Source organism: Streptomyces lasalocidi (genome assembly GCF_005280215.1).
GTDB lineage: Bacteria > Actinomycetota > Actinomycetes > Streptomycetales > Streptomycetaceae > Streptomyces > Streptomyces longwoodensis.
On the sequence record NZ_SZNQ01000001.1, the window covers coordinates 3,833,825 to 3,849,845 of the forward strand.

Consider the following 16,021-nt stretch of genomic DNA (forward strand, 5'->3'; position numbering starts at 1 on the left):
GCCGGGCCCTACTCCCCAAGGAGTGCTCACAGCATGACGGAACTCAACACCGAGCCGGTAGCCATCCCGGCCCCCGCACCGCCCCCGCCACCGGCCCCCGCGGCGGTCGAGCAGGCGCCGGCCGAGACGGGTGTGGAGCACACGCCCGGCGGCTGGCCGGTCGTCCCGCTCGCCTTGACCGGCGCGAACAGCACCGTGGGCATGGTCGCCACCGCCGCTCTGACCGGCGGCCCGATCGCTGCCATGGTGGCCGCGACCGGCGCCGTCGTCCTGGGCACCGTGGCCGGCACCCGTAGCCGCAAGACCAACCCCCGCAAGGAAGCCCGCAGCACCGCCGCCCGCATCGCCGGCCGATCCGCCGCCCGCAGCGCGAGCCTGCGCCGCGGTGGCGCGGGCGCTGCCGGCAGCAGCAACCGCGGTCGGTCTTCGGCTGGTCGTTCTGGTGGGAAGTCGGGCAACGGCCCCGGCCAGCACCGCCGCCCGTCCGGTACGACCGCCCGCCAGGGCAGCGCCGCACACGGCACGGCCAGCAAGAACCGCCGCAACAGCGGCAAGGGCATGACCAAGCACGCGGCCGGCGCCGCGGGCAAGCTGGGGCAGATCAAGGCTCTGCGCCGGTCCGCTCAGCAGGCCGCGGCCGGCTCGCGGGCCGGCCGGCGGGAGCAGACCACGGCGGCCCGCCGCGCGGTCGCGGACGCCCGCCGTAACGCCAAGGCCCGCACCACCAACGGCGCGGGCGCCGGGCTCACCAAGCGTGCCAACCGCCGCGGCGGTCTGGGCGGGCGACTGCTCGGTGGTGCCGTGCGGAAGGCCCGTGCCGCGCGGGATGCGGCGGTCACCAAGAACCGTGCCCAGCGGGACACCAAGACCGCGGGCACGGTCGCGGCCAAGCGCGCCGCGGTCCGTAAGGCGCCGGCCCGGCGGGCGGCACGGCAGGCATTGCGCAGGTCCGCAGCCCGCTTCCACGGCCGGCGCCTGCTCACCGGCCTCCTCGCCCTGCCCGCCGGTCTGCTCGGGCTGATCACCAGCCCGATCGGCCGCAAGCTCAACATCCCCTGGCTCATCCACCCCGGACGCCGGCTGTTCCGGCGCCTGGTCGCGACGGCGGCCGAGCAGCGCGCCACGCGCGACGAAGCCACCCGCGAGGCCCTGCGCGAGCAGGAGGCCGCCGCCGACGCGGCGGCCGAGCAGGACGGCACGGACGGCATCGCGGACGGCGTCGAGCGGCCCGCGGCCACGGTCCCCACCACCAGCACGCCTGAGCTGCATGAAGGAGAGCACATGCCCCTCGTTTCCGGGTTCCAGTTCGAGGACCACGCCATCGACATGCTGGCCGCCGCCAACAGCTACGAGCCGGACGGCTGCATGGAGATCCTCCGCATGGTCGAGGGACTGCCGGGCGCCCTCGAATCGATCGCGGCCGTGATGAAGATCCTCGCCGAGCGCTCCGACTCGGAGTTCCCGCTGGAGAAGGAAGTCGCCGGCGGCTTCAACGACATCTACGGCGCCCTGCGCAGCGCCGTCGCCGTCGCGGAGGACCTGGGACCGCTGTTCCGGCAGGTCCACGCCCAGGACATCGCCCGCCACGAGGACCCCCGCAACGGCACCGAAGCCGAGAAGGGCTGGAACGTCTGACCATGGCCACCACCACTACCGCTGCCAAGAAGCAGGCGAGCAGTGGCCCGGTGCTGGACTGGAGCGCCGGTCACGGACCCGTGACCGGCGCCCTGTCCGCCACCACCGGAGCCTTCGCCGTCGCCACCACCGGCGCCGCCACCCACATGCCGCCCGGCTGGGCCCTGGCCGTCGGCGCCGCCGGCGCCCTCGGCCACACCGTGATCGGGCTGCGCGTGCGCAACGCCGGCCGCACCCTGGCCACCCACGCGGCGTCCTGGCTGGTCGGCGCCGGCTGGACCACCTGGGCGATGACCCACGGCCCCCTCACCTGGGCCGCCCTCGGCTCCCTCGCCACCGTCGGCGTCGGCATCGGCGCCGCCGCCCGCTCCGCGGCGCTGTTCGAGGAGGCCCGCGAGGAGGAGGCCACCGCGGCCGAACAGCGGGCCATCGCACGGGAGCTGTCCGCCGAGCGGCGCGCGATCGCCGCGGAGTGGATCGACCGCATCCAGCGGGTCTGCTCCATCTCCGTGCGCGTGGTCGGCGTCGAGCAGTGGGCGACCGGCGCCGGCTACTCCATCGACGCCGAGCTGCCGCCCGGCGGCGCCACCTGGAACAAGATTGCCGCGGAGTCGGCGCGGCTGTCCGCGGACGCCCGCCTGCCACACGGCTGCACCGCCACCGCATCCCCCGGCATCCACCAGGGCCGCGTCATCATCGACGTGACCACCGTCAACGTGCTGGAGCAGGAGCGCACCTACCCCGCCGACTACGGGCCGCTCTCGGTGCACACGGGCATCCCGTGGGGCTACCGCACGAACGCGGAACAGATCCTCGCCTACCTGCGCGAGCAGTGCGCGCTCATCGTCGGCCCCACCGGATCGGGCAAGACCAACATGGTCCACTCGATCCTCGCCGGGTTCGCCCGCGCCGACGACATTCTGACCTGGGTCATCGACCTCAACGCAGGATCGGCCGGCCTGCCGTGGGTGCTGCCCGCCCTCAACGGCGAGATCAACGCCCCGGACGGCAAGGCGGTCCGGCCGGGTATCGACTGGCTCGCCGGGACGTACGACGAGGCCATGACCATGCTGGACACGGCGGTCAAGGTCGCCAAGCAGCGCAAGATGGGCTACCAGGACGTCTTGGCCCGCGCGAACACGGACCTGCTGCCCATCAGTGCGAAGATCCCGCAGATCATGCTGGTCATCGATGAGGGCGCGGAGATCCTGGCCAGCCCCGACCGGCAGGTGCGCAAGCTCGGGGAGAAGATTCTGGAGGTCATTCGGATCGCCCGCGCCATGGGCATCCGCACCGTCCTGACCGCCCTCGGCGCGACGGGGAGCGTGCTGAGCAACCTCATGATCCGGCGGGAAGCCAAGGTCCGCGTCGCCCTGACCGGCGGAGAGACCGAGGGCATGGACCTGTCCAAGATGTTCCCCGGCTCGCGCGGACTGCGCGTCGAGCAGGCCCCGCACAAGGGCGCCGGGTTCATGGGCACCCCCGAGTCGCCGGCCGCGCTGTTCAAAGCCTGGCGCATCCTGCCCAACCAGATCCGCGAGATCATCGCCGCCACCTCCGACCGGCACCCCGTCCTGGACGACATCTCTGCGAAGGCGGCGGGCCCCGCCTACGCCCGCCGCTGGGACACCGAGCGCACCGCCTGGATGCGCGAGCAGGCCGCCACCGCCACCACGAGTACCGGCACGGGCACGGTCGGAACGGGCCTGCGGCTGTCCGCCCTCAGCGCGAAGGAGGCCCCGGGCTCGCCGGAAGACGAGATGCTGCGTCGCTTCCGCGAGCAGATCGACGCGGAGTTCGGCACCGCACCCGAACCCCCGGCGCCCGAGCGGAGCGTCAAGCCGCCGGCCGCGGGCGGGCTGGATCTGTCGGCGCTGCGGGGCGAGCAGGACAGTCCCGCCCAGCAGGCGGCGCTGGCGCTGCTGCTCGCGGCCGGCCCGCAGGGCACGGGGGCGTCCGCTATCGCCCGCGGGCTCTCCGCTGAGCACGGAACGTCCCGTCAGACGGTCGTGGGATGGCTGCGGGACTGGGTCAAGGACGGCACCGCCGTCCGCATCGGAGAGGGCACCAAAGCCCGCTACGTCCACCGCCAGCACGCCCCCGAACAGCCCCCCGAGGACTGATCACTTGTCGCTTGTCGCCCCCGCCAGAACACGTGCCGCCCACCGGCTCCCAGAGGCCCGGAAACGGCTTGTGACCTGCAAGGCGACAAGCGACAAGACAAGACAAGCGGCAAGCCGCACGACAAGCACGCGACAAGAAAGACGACAAGCCACGCGACAAGCACACCCCACCCATCCGAGCGGGCCCGCACCACCTCATGGTGCGGGCCCGCGGCTCACCCGAGGAGCCCCGTAATGGACCACCGCACCGACCCGGGGAACATCGCCCCGCACATACCCGCCGACGCCTACCGCCGCGCACAGGCCACCGGGCAGCCCGTCGTCATCGTCGTCCACGACGCTCGCCCGGCCGGCATGCCCTGGCACCGCGTCCTGGTCCCGTTCGCGATCGCCGGAGCGGTCGTGGCCGGCGGCTGGGGACTGGTCGCCTGCCTGTGCCTGCTGCTCGACGCCGCAGCCCACACCGCCACCGTCATCGCGGGCGCCGCCGGACCCCTCGGCATCGGCGGCATCACCCTCAAGCTCGCCCGCACCAAGCACACCTAGCAACGCCAAGGGCGGCCCCCGCTTCACGCCAATGAGTCCGGGGCCGCCCTTGCCAATCAGAACCGATGAAGGAACTGGAGATACCCCAGCATGACGCAACCCACCACCATCGGGCGAGTGCCCGGCTCGCCGCCGACGATCGTCGCCCTGTGCGCCGGCTACGGCGGCTTGGAGGCCGCGATCCGCGCGCGCATCGGCGGCCAGGTCGCCGCCTTCGCCGAGAACGACCCGTACGCCGCGACCGTGTTCGCCCACCGGCACCCCGGGGTGCCCAACCTGGGGGACATCCGCGCCGTCGACTGGGACCGCGTCCGGGACGTGTTCCGGCCGGACGTGGTCGGCGCCGGTTTCCCCTGCCGCAACACCTCCAACGCTGGACGAAGGGACGGGATCAATGGGCAGTGGTCGCGGGTCTGGAAGAACGTCGCTCAAGCTGTGGGCGTCGTTCGACCGCGCCTCGTCTTCCTGGAGAACGTGGCGGCGCTCCGCTCGCGGGGGCTGGACGTCGTCGCCGCGGACCTGGCCGCGATCGGGTATGACCTCCGGTGGACATGCGTACGCGCTTGTGACCCCGAAACCGGCGCCCCGCACGAACGCGACCGCTGGTTCGCAGTTGCCCATCCCGCTGATGCCGACCCCCACCAGCTCGGACGGCACTGGCGGCCCCGGCACCTCCCCGAAGCGCAAGGGCGGGATGAACCTGCGCACCGCCGTCACGAAACTCCCGGCCCCTCCGGAGTCGTGAGCCTGCTGCCCACCCCGGCCGCGCGGGACTGGAAGTCCGGCGCATCGAACCTGCTGGAGCGCAACGCCCGCCCGCTCAACGAGGTGGCCGTGAACCTCCTCGCCGGCGTCGACACCACGCCGTCCGGGCCTGTGGCGCTGGACGAACGGTGGGTGGCGAGCGACGGCACCGACTTCGGCCCCGCCATCCGCCGGTGGGAGCACATCACCGGGCGACCGGCGCCGTGCCCGACCGAACCCGGCACCCGCGGCAACCGCCGCCTGTCCCCGCTGTTCACCGAGTGGATGATGGGCCTGCCCGAAGGATGGGTCACCGCCGTCCCCGGCACCCCCCGCAAGGAACAACTGAAGATCCTCGGCAACGGCGTCGTGCCCCGCCAGGCCCACCACGCCTACGGCCTGCTGCTCGGCATCACGTCGGCCAGGCCCGCACTGGAGGTGGCCGCATGACTGTCCTCCCGAGCGCATCCCTGGAGTGCCTGCCGCTGCTTGCGTCCGCCCTCTGGGCGGCCGAACGCGGCTGGCCCGTCATCCCGCTCCACCCCGGCAGCAAGCGCCCGGCCGGGCACGCCGAACGCGTCTGCCCCGGCACCGGCCGATGCGCCGGCGGACACCGCACCCCCGAGGAGCGTGCCACCACCGACCCGGACCTGATCCGGGCAGCGTGGGCCAACCGGCCCTACAACGTCGGAATTGCGACCGGCCCCGCCGGGCTGCTCGTCATCGACCTGGACCCGGCCAAGGCGGAAGAGCCGAAAGGAGCGCCTGACGGCGCCACTTCCCTGCAAGCGCTCTGCGAGCGCGCCGGGCAGGCGCTCCCCGACACCTACCGGGTGCGGACCGCGCGCGGTGAACACCTCTACTTCACCGCCCCAGCCGGGGTCAGGTTGAAGTGCAGCGTGGACCGGCTCGGACCGCACATCGACACCCGCGCCTGGGGCGGCTACGTCGTCGCCCCCGGCAGCACCACCCCCGACGGCACGTACGAGGTCGCCCACGACGCGCCCGTATCCGAACTGCCCGACTGGCTCACCGCGTTGCTCACCGAACCGGACAGGGCCGCCCCGGCGCCCGTGCGGGTGCACGACGGCACGCGGGCCGCGCGCGTGGCGCTGGAGCGCGAGTGCGCCGTCATCGCCTCCGCGACCGACGGCGGACGCAACAGCACCCTGCACCGCAGCGCCTGCAAGGTGGGCCGGTTCGTCGCGTGGGGTGACATCCCCCGGCACGTGGTGGAGGAAGCAATCCAGGTGGCGGGGGAGTCGACGGGCCTGCCGCCGGCCGAGTGCCGCACCACCATCCGCAGCGCCATGGACTGGGTCATCGCCCACGCCACACCGCGGCGGACAGCCTCATGACCGGCCCCCGCTCCCCCCGCCTGGATTGCCCCACAGACCGGACCACCCGCCCGCTAGCCGCTCCGCAGCCCATGGACGCAACGGGCGTGGGCGAGCCGACAGGCGCCGCCCGGAAGGGCGTCGTAACTGCCCTTATCCCGAACCGGTGCCAGGTCCGGCCGGGGGCCGACCCGACTCCGGACGCGCCCGGTATCCGGATCTTCGCTCCACCCGTCTACCGGCACCACTACGACGGCGCCCGCTGGTCCACCCGGCCCGGCGCCCTACCCACCGCCGCCTACGCCTGCGCCTGCGGGCAGACCGGCAACGCCACCGGCCCCGACGACGTGGCCGCGCTGGTCGCTGAATACGACGCCCACCGATCCGCCTGCACTGGGGCGCTCGTCGCACCAACCGAAGGGAGGGCCGCCGCATGACCGACCCCATCGACGGCGCCGCGCTGCTCAACGAGGTGGAAGCCTTCCACCGCCGCTTCAACGTCTTCCCCACCGAAGCCGCCTACGTCGCAGTCGCCCTGTGGGACGCCCACGCCCACCTCATCGACTGCTTCGAGACCACCCCGCGGATCGCGTTCCTCTCCCCCGAGCCCGGATCGGGCAAATCCCGCGCGCTGGAGATCGTGGAACTCCTCACGCCCCGCCCGGTCGCCACCGTGTCCGCATCCGCCAACGCCCTCTACCGGCTGGTCGACTCCGCGGCCGGCCTGCCCACTGTGTTGTTCGATGAGGTGGACACCATCTTCGGCCCCAAGGCAGGCGCCGACGAGGCACTGCGCGGCTTCCTCAACGCCGGCTACCGGCGGACCACGGGCGCCCTGCGGTGCGTCGGAGAGGGCTCCAACCAGAACGCACAGCTCTTCAACTCCTACTGCGCCGTGGCCATGGCCGGACTCGGCTCACTGCCCGACACCGTCCTGACCCGCTCCGTCATCATCCGCATGCGCAAGCGCGCACCCAACGAAAAGGCCGAGCCCTACCGCCAGCGCATCCACGAGAAGCAGGGCCACGCCGTACGGGACCTGCTCGCCAAGTGGGCCGACAGCGTCCGCGAACAGGTCGCGGGAGCCTGGCCCGAGATGCCCGAAGGGGTCACCGACCGGCCCGCGGACGTGTGGGAGCCCCTGCTCGCGGTCGCGGACGCGGCCGGGGGCGACTGGCCTGCGCGCGCCCGTGCCGCCTGCCTGGAACTGGTCCACGCCGCCCACGACAACGACGAAGCCTCCCTCGGCGTGCGGCTGCTGACCGACCTGCGCGACAAGGTGTTCTGCGGCGCCGACCGCATGCCGACCGCCGCCATCATCGAATGCCTGCTGCGCATGGACGACGCCCCCTGGGGCGACCTGGACGACAAGCCGATCAACTCCCGCACCCTCGCCCGCCTGCTCGGCCAGTACGTCACCCCGGTCAACAAGCCGATCAAACCGCGCGGCATCCGCACCCCCTCGGGCTTCCCCAAGGGCTACTACGCGGAAGACCTCACGGACGCCTGGACGCGGTACTGCCCTCCCACCCCCGAGGAATCCGCCACGTCCGCCACGTCCGCCACACCGCAGGTCAACAGGGGTGAATCCGTGGCGGATACCGCCACAGCCATCCGCCACATGTCTGCGGAAGCCGCCACACAACCCACCCTCGCCCACTGACCGATCAAGCGCACCGGTGCCGCCCCGCCCCCGCTGGCTGTGGCGGCACCTATCCGCCACAAAACCGCTATCCGCCACACGATCAAGGCTCTGACCTGCGGTGTGGCGGCGTGGCGGACGTGGCGGATCTCCCAGAAGAGAGAAGAGACGAGGAGTCGCACCTTGGCAGGCGACGAAAAGCTCAAGCTCCCGGAAGTCCTCAAAGAGATCAAGATGAGCCGCGCCGCCTTCTACCGCCTGCGCGCCCGCGGCCAAGCCCCCAAGCTCATCAAACTGTCCAACGGACAGATCCGCTGCCGCCGCAGCGACCTCGACGCCTGGTGGGCCAAGCACGAGCTGAGCGCCTGACCCCTAACCGCCCCAGAGGGACCCCCGCCGACTGGTGGGGGTCCCTCTCTCGTGAGGAGAACAATGCACAGCTACGACGTGCGCCTCTGGAGCGTCCGCAAGCGCAACAGCAAGGTCGCGCCCTACCAGCTCCGCTGGCTGGTCGGTGGCGAACAGTTTCAGGAGAAGTTCGCGACCAAGACCCTGGCCGACTCCCGCCGGTCGGAGCTGCTGTCTGCGGCACGCAAAGGGGAACCGTTCGACACGGAGACCGGACTCCCCGTGTCGGAGGTGCGCGAGCGCAACCGCACAAGTTGGTACAGCCACGCGCGCGCCCACGCGGCCCGGAAGTGGCCGACCGCTGCGGCCAAGCACCGCGCGAGCATCGCAGAGAGCCTGACCATCGCGACGATGGCGCTCTGTCCGTCCGGGAAGGGTCGCCCGGCAGACGATCTCTTGCGCCGTGCCCTCTACCAGTGGGCATTCAACGCCGGACGTCACGACCAGGAGCCTCCGGGCCCGGAGGCCAAGGCCCTGGCGTGGGTGGAGGCCAACGCACCGGCCGTGGTCGACCTGGACAGTGCCAAGCGGGTGCGCACCGTACTGGAACACCTGGCCAAGCGCCAGGACGGGAAGCCGGCCGCCGCGAACACCTTCCGCCGGCGTCGCGCCGTGCTGAGCAACTGCCTGCGGCTCGCCGTCGAGAACGAGTTGCTGCCTGGCAACCCACTGCTCCGCGTCCACTGGGAGACCCCCAAGGCAGTGGAGGAGCTGGACACCCGGAGCGTCGCCACGCCGGCGCAAGCACGCGCCCTGCTGGATGCCGTGCGTGCCCAGGGGGTGCGCGGTACCCACCTGGTCGCGTTCTTCGCGTGCATGTACTACGCGGCCATGCGACCGGAGGAAGTCTCCATGCTCAGCGCCGACCAGTGCGATCTCCCGGAGGAGGGGTGGGGGCGGCTTATGCTCGCTGGCGCCCGGCCGCAGGTCGGTTCGGCTTGGACGGACGACGGCAAGCCGTACGAGGAGCGCCAGTTGAAGCACCGGGCCCGGCGCGCGGTTCGGCCCGTGCCGATCCCGCCCGTCCTGGTCGCCATTCTGCGGACCCATTTGGAGACGTTCGGGACCACGAAGGAAGGTCGGCTGTTCAGCGCTGTACGCGGCGGGCCCATCCGGTCGCAGGAGTACGGCTCCGTGTGGAAGGAGGCCCGGCGGAAGGCTTTCACGCCGGCGCAGGTCGCCTCTCCGCTCGCAGCCATTCCGTACGACCTGCGGCATGCTTGCGTGTCGTTCTGGCTCCGGTCCGGAGTGAGTCTCGCCGAGACCGCTCGGCGGGCCGGTCAGAGCGTCGCAGTTTTGCAGCGCTACTACGCCAAGGCGCTGGACGGCGAGGAGGCAACGATAAACGCGCTGATCGAACGGGGTTTGGCGGAGCACGAAAGCACGGCAGAGGGGCTATAGCTCCTGGGCGCAGGTTGGCCGCACGCACTGGTCGCACGTAGAATGCATCTGGAACAAGGTGAGACAGACTGCAAGCGAAGGGGTGCCGCTTCGAGAGCTGCACCCCTTTCTGACTTGTCCTGTACGTACCCGGCAAAAGCGTCGATATGCTCTAACCTGGTGGCGCTCTAGGCTGCTACCAACGGCATGCACCGGGCCGCTGTCGCTCATAGCAACGGCTGCGACGATGGCAACTGCTACAAGTTTTGCAAGAAGGTGCCGAGATCCGTTCCGTCAAGCTCCTCCCTACGCATCTCGGCTGCCACTCGCCAGTTTTCCGTCTTCCTCCAAACAGCCCCAGGCATTTTAGCCAACTTGTCATAGGGTCCAAGAGCCACCGCTGCTTCACCGAAGACACGCTTTACCGCGCGTTCTGGGAAGTAATTCTCCAGTGCACGTCGTTCGAGCACACTACCTGGGATCTCCAACCGTTGGCAGAGGTCAATAAATTTCTGTCGCTCTGCCGCCAGGGGTTCTTCTGCAGTCGTGCGTTCACTATCAATGAGATAACGCACGTCTTTGCCAATACGGAGGAGATCGATTAGTTCTTGTTGCGAATCGCCGCGAATTAGGTCAGCCCCATGGAGAGGAACCATGAGAACCTCATGCTCTTTCCCGTAAATGCGAAGAAGTTGCATTAGGGCACGGACTTCCGTCTTCCCCTCAACAAGCAACACCTTACTGAAGCCCATCTCCGGTCGGCTATCAAAAGATAGCTGACCAAGCAGGGTGACGAGGTCCTGGTTGTCCTCGTACGGTTGAACCCTACTCGTACCACCCAGCGGCTTGGCAAGTGTGTAAATTTTGTCGGCTGCAGTCCGCGCCAAGCCCAGGCTATGTGTAGCAAAGACGACGCCATGCCGCGTGTACCTCGCCAGCGTCTGCAAGAAGTCGAGCTGCAACGAAGCATGCAAATTGAGCTCCGGCTCATCAATGAGCAACACGTTTGGCCTGTGCACTAGGACATTCACCATAACGACCACGAAATGCGCAAAGCCAGCACCCATCTCACTCAGCCGATGACTGCGACCATCGATGATTAGCTGGAGCGTGTCATCCGCTGGATTGATCTCCAGCCTTTCGAATCCAAAGATACGCCGAAGATCTTCAGTCATCTCATGGATGGCCTCATTGGCCGCCGGATCTGCACCGGATTTATATGTACGAAAAGTGCTAATGAAAGAGTCGCCAGTTTGAATGTCGTAATAACTCTTATTGCCGCCAACATGGATGGCATTTCTGAACGGTCCAATATACATCGCTCCGTGCAATGTAGCCATCGCCGTCCTAAGCGACATGAACTGTTTTCGACTCAATGCTTCAATTTTAGCTCCGGACAGCCGCCGGAGTTCAAGGTGAAATTCCACGTCTTGCCGCAAGAAATAAGCAGACACTACCAGTTGGTCGCCATGTTCATCTACAAACGGCCCGTCTGGACCGTCATGGACAATAATTTGCAACTCCATTGGACGCTCACTCCCCGCCCGAACGATGCGCTCGCCTGGCAGAATTTGAGGTATCCAAGAGAATGTACGGGAATGGCGCGACGAAAATGGAAAGAGAGAATGCACGTCAGACTGATACATCTGTGCAAGGAGCGGCCTTACCTCGTAGAGAAGGCGAAGCAAGGAACTCTTCCCAGAGTTATTAGTACCCACAAGCGCAGTGAAACCGTCACGAACACGGAAGACGATTGGTTCGTCGCCGAAGCAGCGATAGTTTCTAACCCGGAACTCGACGTCCATCATGATAGGGACACTACTACTCGAACACCTCACGTCCGAGCTTCCTTGGGAAAATTGCCTGCGGACACTTATGTACTCGGGCGTCACCACACAGCGAGACTCTGTGTCGTCGTCATGTGCAGGTCGTCCGCGCTGTGCTGATGGCCACCCTGCAAGCCCGCTGGCGAAAAGTCTTCCGGGTGCCGAAGCGCAGCTACTTCGTCCGCGCCATACACGGGAGCTACTCGGCCAAGCGCACGATCCTTGCCGAACTCGAGCGGACACCCAGGACAACAGCCTTCCCGACGTCATCGCCAAGCTGTCGGCGCCCCTGTGATCCTGGCCGCAGGTTGGCCGCACGCGCTGGTCAAGGCTGACACACCAGCGAGCCAAGGTGAGACAAGGTCATGCGCAAGGGGTGCCCCTCCGGAGAGTGACACCCCTTCTGACGTGCGACGCTGCAGCCTGCAGCGGTGGGTGTGGGATTTGAACCCACGGTGACATCGCTGCCACGACGGTTTTCAAGACCGTTCCCTTAGGCCGCTCGGGCAACCCACCCCGCGCCGGCGATCTTCATCGTGGCGCGGGGACAAGAGTAACCGTTGGGCACGCGCGCGTGGGGCGGTCGGTCAGCTGTCTCCGGTGCGGGAGCCGAGGGTGAGGTCGACGGTGTGGGTCTTGCCGCCGCGCTCGTAGGTGAGCGTCACCTTGTCGCCGGGCTTGTGGGTCCAGATCTCGCCGATGAGGGTCGGGCCGCTGTCGATCACCCGGTCGTCGAGCTTGGTGATCACGTCGCCGGACTTGAGGCCGGCCTGCGCCGCGGGGCCGCCCGCCTCCACCGCCTCGGTGCCGCCCGAGCCCTGGTCGCTGATCTTCGCCCCGCCCGCGCTCTCCTCCAGGGAGACGGACGCGCCGATCTTGGCGTAGACCGGCTTGCCGGTCTTGATCAGCTGCTGGGCGACGTACTTCGCCTGGTTGATCGGGATGGCGAAGCCCAGGCCGATCGAGCCGGCCTGGCCGGTGCTGCCCAGGCCGCCGCTGCTCGCCGACTGGATCGCGGAGTTGATGCCGATGACGTTGCCCTGGGCGTCCAGCAGCGGGCCGCCGGAGTTGCCCGGGTTGATCGACGCGTCGGTCTGCAGCGCGCTCATGTAGGAGGCGTTGCTGCCGGTGCCGTCGCTCGAGGCGACCGGGCGGTTCTTGGCGCTGATGATGCCGGTGGTGACCGTGTTGGACAGGCCGAAGGGCGCGCCGATGGCGATCGTGGAGTCGCCCACGGCCACCTTGTCCGAGTTGCCGAGCGTCAGGGGCTTCAGGTCCGAGGGGGCGCTCTTCAGCTTGATGACCGCCACGTCGTAGCCCTGCGCGTGGCCGACCACCTCGGCGTTGTACTTCTTGCCGTCGGGGAAGGTCGCCGTCAGCTTGCCGCCGTCCACGGCGTCGGCCACCACGTGGTTGTTGGTGACGATGTGGCCCTGCGTGTCGAACACGAACCCGGTGCCGGTGCCGCCCTCGCCGTTCGTCGACTCCGCCTCGATCGTCACGGTGCTGGGCAGCGCCTTCGCGGCCACACCCGCCACCGTGCCCGGGTCGCGCTTGACCGAGCCGCCGCTGTCCGACGCGGAGACCGTCGTGGAGCCGCTGGTGTCGTCGTTCTTGGCCAGGGTGTAGCCGAGGCCGCCGCCCAGGCCGCCCGCGGCCAGCGCGGCCACCAGGACCGCCGCGACCAGACCGCCCCGGCCCCGGCCCGCCTTCGGCGCCGGGTGCTGGGCGTACGTGGTGCCCCAGTCGGAGCCCCCTCCCGCGCCTCCGACGCCTTCGGCCGTACCCGCACCCGCGCCCGGGTCCGCGTACGACGGGGTGGCGGGCGGCGGGGGAGGCCAGGCGCCCGCTCCGTCGGCGCCGCCGCCGACCGTCGGGCCGCCCTGGTGGCCCGGGTGCGCTGCCTGGGGTGCTCCCGCGTACGGGTCCTGCGGCGGTGCGGACGGGGCCGGCGGAGGCCAGCCCGCCTCGGCCGCGCTCGCCGGCGCGGCGCCCGCGGCACCGGGCGCCGGGGGCGTCGCGGGGGGCGGGGCGGACGGCGTCGGGGGGAGGGGAGTCGTCGGGGCGCCCGCGTCGCTCGTTTGGTGCGGCCGGGAAGCCTCGGGAGATGCCACCGGCACGGGAGGTGCGGACGGGGCGGGGGGTACCGCGGTGCCCTCGTTCTCGGTGCTCACAGCTCTTCTCCTCGATCCACGGCTGTTGTCGTCGGACGCACTGGGTCACGCCTGTCACGCTGTCTCGTCGGCCCGGTGCGCGGCAGCTGTGCATGTGTTGTTGTACGGTCAGCTTTTCCCACGGGCCGTCAGAGCACCATAAGCGGTGGCTGTGGGGGTGAAGCCAGTCCTTATATCCGACATTCGGGGTAATCCCGCCGCTTCACCGGAACATCTCAGACTGTTCTCAGACGCTTCTCAGAAAGCCGCTCCGTCCGGCTCCCGAGGAGCCCTTCCGAAGGACGACTGCCCCGCCGCGGTGGCACCATGACGCGGTGACCCTCGCACGACAGCACCCGATTCAAATCGTCGCCCACCGAGGAGCCTCCGAAGAGGCGCCCGAGCACACCCTGGCCGCCTACCGGAAGGCGATCGAGGACGGCGCGGACGCCCTCGAGTGCGACGTACGGCTCTCCGCGGACGGCCACCTCGTGTGCGTGCACGACCGTCGCGTCAACCGTACGTCCAACGGGCGCGGCGCGGTCTCCGCGCTGGAGCTCGCCGACCTCGCCGCGCTGGACTTCGGTTCCTGGAAGGCGCGGGAGGCGCTGCGCAGCCGGGACGAGGAACCCGACTGGGAGTTCCGCCCGGAGGACCGCGAGCAGACCTCCGTGCTGACCCTGGAGCGCCTGCTGGAGCTGGTCGCCGACGCGGGCCGGCGCGTGGAGCTGGCCGTCGAGACCAAGCACCCCACGCGCTGGGCGGGGCAGGTGGAGGAGCGGCTGCTGCACCTGCTGAAGCGGTTCGGGCTGGACGCGCCGCCGAGCCCGGCCGAGTCGCCGGTGCGGATCATGAGCTTCTCGCCGCGTTCGCTGCACCGCGTGCGTGCCGCGGCACCGACGCTGCCGACGGTCTACCTCACCCAGTTCGTCTCGCCCCGGCTGCGCGACGGCCGCCTGCCGGCCGGCGTCGGCATCGCGGGCCCGTCGATCCGCATCGTCCGCAGCCACCCCGCGTACGTGGAGCGGCTGAAGCGGGCGGGCCACGGCGTGCACGTCTGGACGGTGAACGAGCCCGCGGACGTCGAGCTGTGCGTGGGGCTCGGCGTGGACGCCATCATCACCAACCGCCCCCGCGCGGTGCTGAGCCAGCTGGGCCGCCGCTGAGCCGGACGACCCGGACGACGACGCGTGGCACCGCCTCGCGCAACGGCGACCCAGCCGGCTCCCCGGCAGCGGTTTCGTGGCGTTTCGTCCCCCCTCACGTCACAGAAGTCCCAAAAGGGCGCCCGAGTCCCACCCTCACCTCTTGACCACACAGCCCTCCTACAGCATTCTCCGAATCGGCCACACCATCGAAATCCGGCCACGGACAGGCGCGCGACCACTGGCTCCTCACGGGGAGTGCACCGGCGCGTTCGCTCCGTGTTCGAACGCTGCGAATGCGTCAACCGGAGGCGGATTGGCCGGTTTCCGGTTCAGGCCAATGGGGCATCCACACCGTGGCGTGGGGCGAAGGAGGTCTCGGGGGTGGCGTTGGTGGTGGCACAGGAGGTGCCCACGTCGTCGAGCATGGCCGTACCCCATGGCCCTGCGGGCGTGGGTGAAGCGCGACACCGCATGCGGGACCAGCTGCGGGGGCGCGGAGTGTCGGAAACGGTCATCGACGACGCCGTACTGATCCTGTCGGAACTCCTCAGCAATGCGTGCAAGCACGGCCGGCCCCTGGGCGACGCCCTGGCCGGGGACGGCGACGTCCGGGCCGCCTGGCGGGTGGACCCGGCCGGACGGCTCGTCGTGGAGGTGACCGACGGCGGCGGCCCGACCCGCCCCGCCCCGGCCACCCCCTCCGTCACCGCGCACGGCGGTCGCGGGCTGAACATCATCCGGGCGCTGGCCGACGACTGGGGCGTCCGGGACGACGTACGGGGCGAGGTCACCGTATGGGTCGTCGTGCACCGCGACGTCCACGACCCCGCCACCCTGCACCGCCGTGACGACTTCGCCTCGCGGGTTGCGGCGCCACCGGTGGCGGCCCTCCCGGGACTGGACTTCGCGGACGCGTTCGACGACCTGGACTGACGACCGGCTCGCCTCCCGGATGCGTCTTCCAGGGTCCGTCCTCCGCGGGCCCGTCGAACGAGCCCGTCGTCCACAGGTTCCCGTCGCTCCCCCCGCGAACGGCTAGGCTCCCGCCCGTACCAGACGAGCCGTACCCGGGAGACAGC

Annotated in this window: 13 protein-coding genes and 1 tRNA gene; 11 read left to right on the forward strand and 3 right to left on the reverse strand. The window is 70.0% G+C overall.

From position 1 onward, the window contains the following. Positions 1–33 precede the first annotated feature (33 nt). The 9 genes from E4U91_RS17185 (at position 34) to E4U91_RS17225 (ending at position 9,836) form a co-directional block, all read left to right on the forward strand. On the forward strand, positions 34–1,635 hold the full coding sequence (locus E4U91_RS17185) for a TrbL/VirB6 family protein (protein WP_137307668.1): 1,602 nt from the start codon (positions 34–36) through the stop codon (positions 1,633–1,635). Between the two features lie 2 nt (positions 1,636–1,637). Beyond that, positions 1,638–3,758, forward strand: a complete 2,121-nt coding sequence (locus tag E4U91_RS17190; protein WP_137307669.1) for a hypothetical protein — start codon at positions 1,638–1,640, stop codon at positions 3,756–3,758. Positions 3,759–3,992: 234 nt separating this feature from the next. Continuing rightward, a complete protein-coding gene (locus E4U91_RS17195; RefSeq protein WP_137307670.1) occupies positions 3,993–4,304 on the forward strand; it encodes a hypothetical protein in 312 nt (103 codons plus the stop codon). 90 nt (positions 4,305–4,394) lie between these two features. Next, positions 4,395–5,498 (forward strand): DNA cytosine methyltransferase, encoded by a 1,104-nt coding sequence (locus E4U91_RS17200; protein ID WP_137307671.1) that lies wholly within the window; start codon positions 4,395–4,397, stop codon positions 5,496–5,498. After that, the gene (locus E4U91_RS17205) at positions 5,495–6,406 is read left to right on the forward strand and encodes a bifunctional DNA primase/polymerase (RefSeq protein WP_137307672.1); all 912 of its coding nucleotides are present in this window, start codon (positions 5,495–5,497) and stop codon (positions 6,404–6,406) included. The genes E4U91_RS17200 and E4U91_RS17205 overlap by 4 nt, the downstream gene beginning before the upstream one ends. 86 nt (positions 6,407–6,492) lie before the next feature. Beyond that, a complete protein-coding gene (locus tag E4U91_RS17210; protein WP_137307673.1) occupies positions 6,493–6,822 on the forward strand; it encodes a hypothetical protein in 330 nt (109 codons plus the stop codon). Beyond that, positions 6,819–8,048 (forward strand): DUF3631 domain-containing protein, encoded by a 1,230-nt coding sequence (locus E4U91_RS17215; protein ID WP_137307674.1) that lies wholly within the window; start codon positions 6,819–6,821, stop codon positions 8,046–8,048. The genes E4U91_RS17210 and E4U91_RS17215 overlap by 4 nt, the downstream gene beginning before the upstream one ends. Before the next feature lie 162 nt (positions 8,049–8,210). Then, the gene (locus E4U91_RS17220) at positions 8,211–8,396 is read left to right on the forward strand and encodes a helix-turn-helix transcriptional regulator (RefSeq protein WP_137307675.1); all 186 of its coding nucleotides are present in this window, start codon (positions 8,211–8,213) and stop codon (positions 8,394–8,396) included. 63 nt (positions 8,397–8,459) lie between these two features. Continuing rightward, complete coding sequence (locus tag E4U91_RS17225) at positions 8,460–9,836, forward strand: tyrosine-type recombinase/integrase (protein WP_137307676.1); 1,377 nt, start codon at positions 8,460–8,462, stop codon at positions 9,834–9,836. A 236-nt stretch (positions 9,837–10,072) separates the two neighbouring features. On the opposite strand, the gene E4U91_RS17230 is transcribed toward E4U91_RS17225, so the two are convergent. The 3 genes from E4U91_RS17230 to E4U91_RS17240 all read right to left on the reverse strand — a co-directional run bounded on the left by E4U91_RS17230 (position 10,073) and on the right by E4U91_RS17240 (position 13,815). Next, complete coding sequence (locus E4U91_RS17230) at positions 10,073–11,623, reverse strand: ATP-dependent nuclease (RefSeq protein WP_168218127.1); 1,551 nt, start codon at positions 11,621–11,623, stop codon at positions 10,073–10,075. A 447-nt stretch (positions 11,624–12,070) separates the two neighbouring features. Continuing rightward, a tRNA-Ser gene (locus E4U91_RS17235) sits at positions 12,071–12,157 on the reverse strand. A gap of 71 nt (positions 12,158–12,228) precedes the next feature. Further along, positions 12,229–13,815, reverse strand: a complete 1,587-nt coding sequence (locus E4U91_RS17240) for a S1C family serine protease (protein ID WP_137307678.1) — start codon at positions 13,813–13,815, stop codon at positions 12,229–12,231. Positions 13,816–14,129: 314 nt separating this feature from the next. On the opposite strand from E4U91_RS17240, the gene E4U91_RS17245 reads away from it, so the two are divergent. Continuing rightward, complete coding sequence (locus tag E4U91_RS17245; RefSeq protein WP_137307679.1) at positions 14,130–14,960, forward strand: glycerophosphodiester phosphodiesterase; 831 nt, start codon at positions 14,130–14,132, stop codon at positions 14,958–14,960. Positions 14,961–15,323: 363 nt separating this feature from the next. Next, positions 15,324–15,875, forward strand: a complete 552-nt coding sequence (locus tag E4U91_RS17250) for an ATP-binding protein (protein ID WP_168218128.1) — start codon at positions 15,324–15,326, stop codon at positions 15,873–15,875. Positions 15,876–16,021 lie beyond the last annotated feature (146 nt).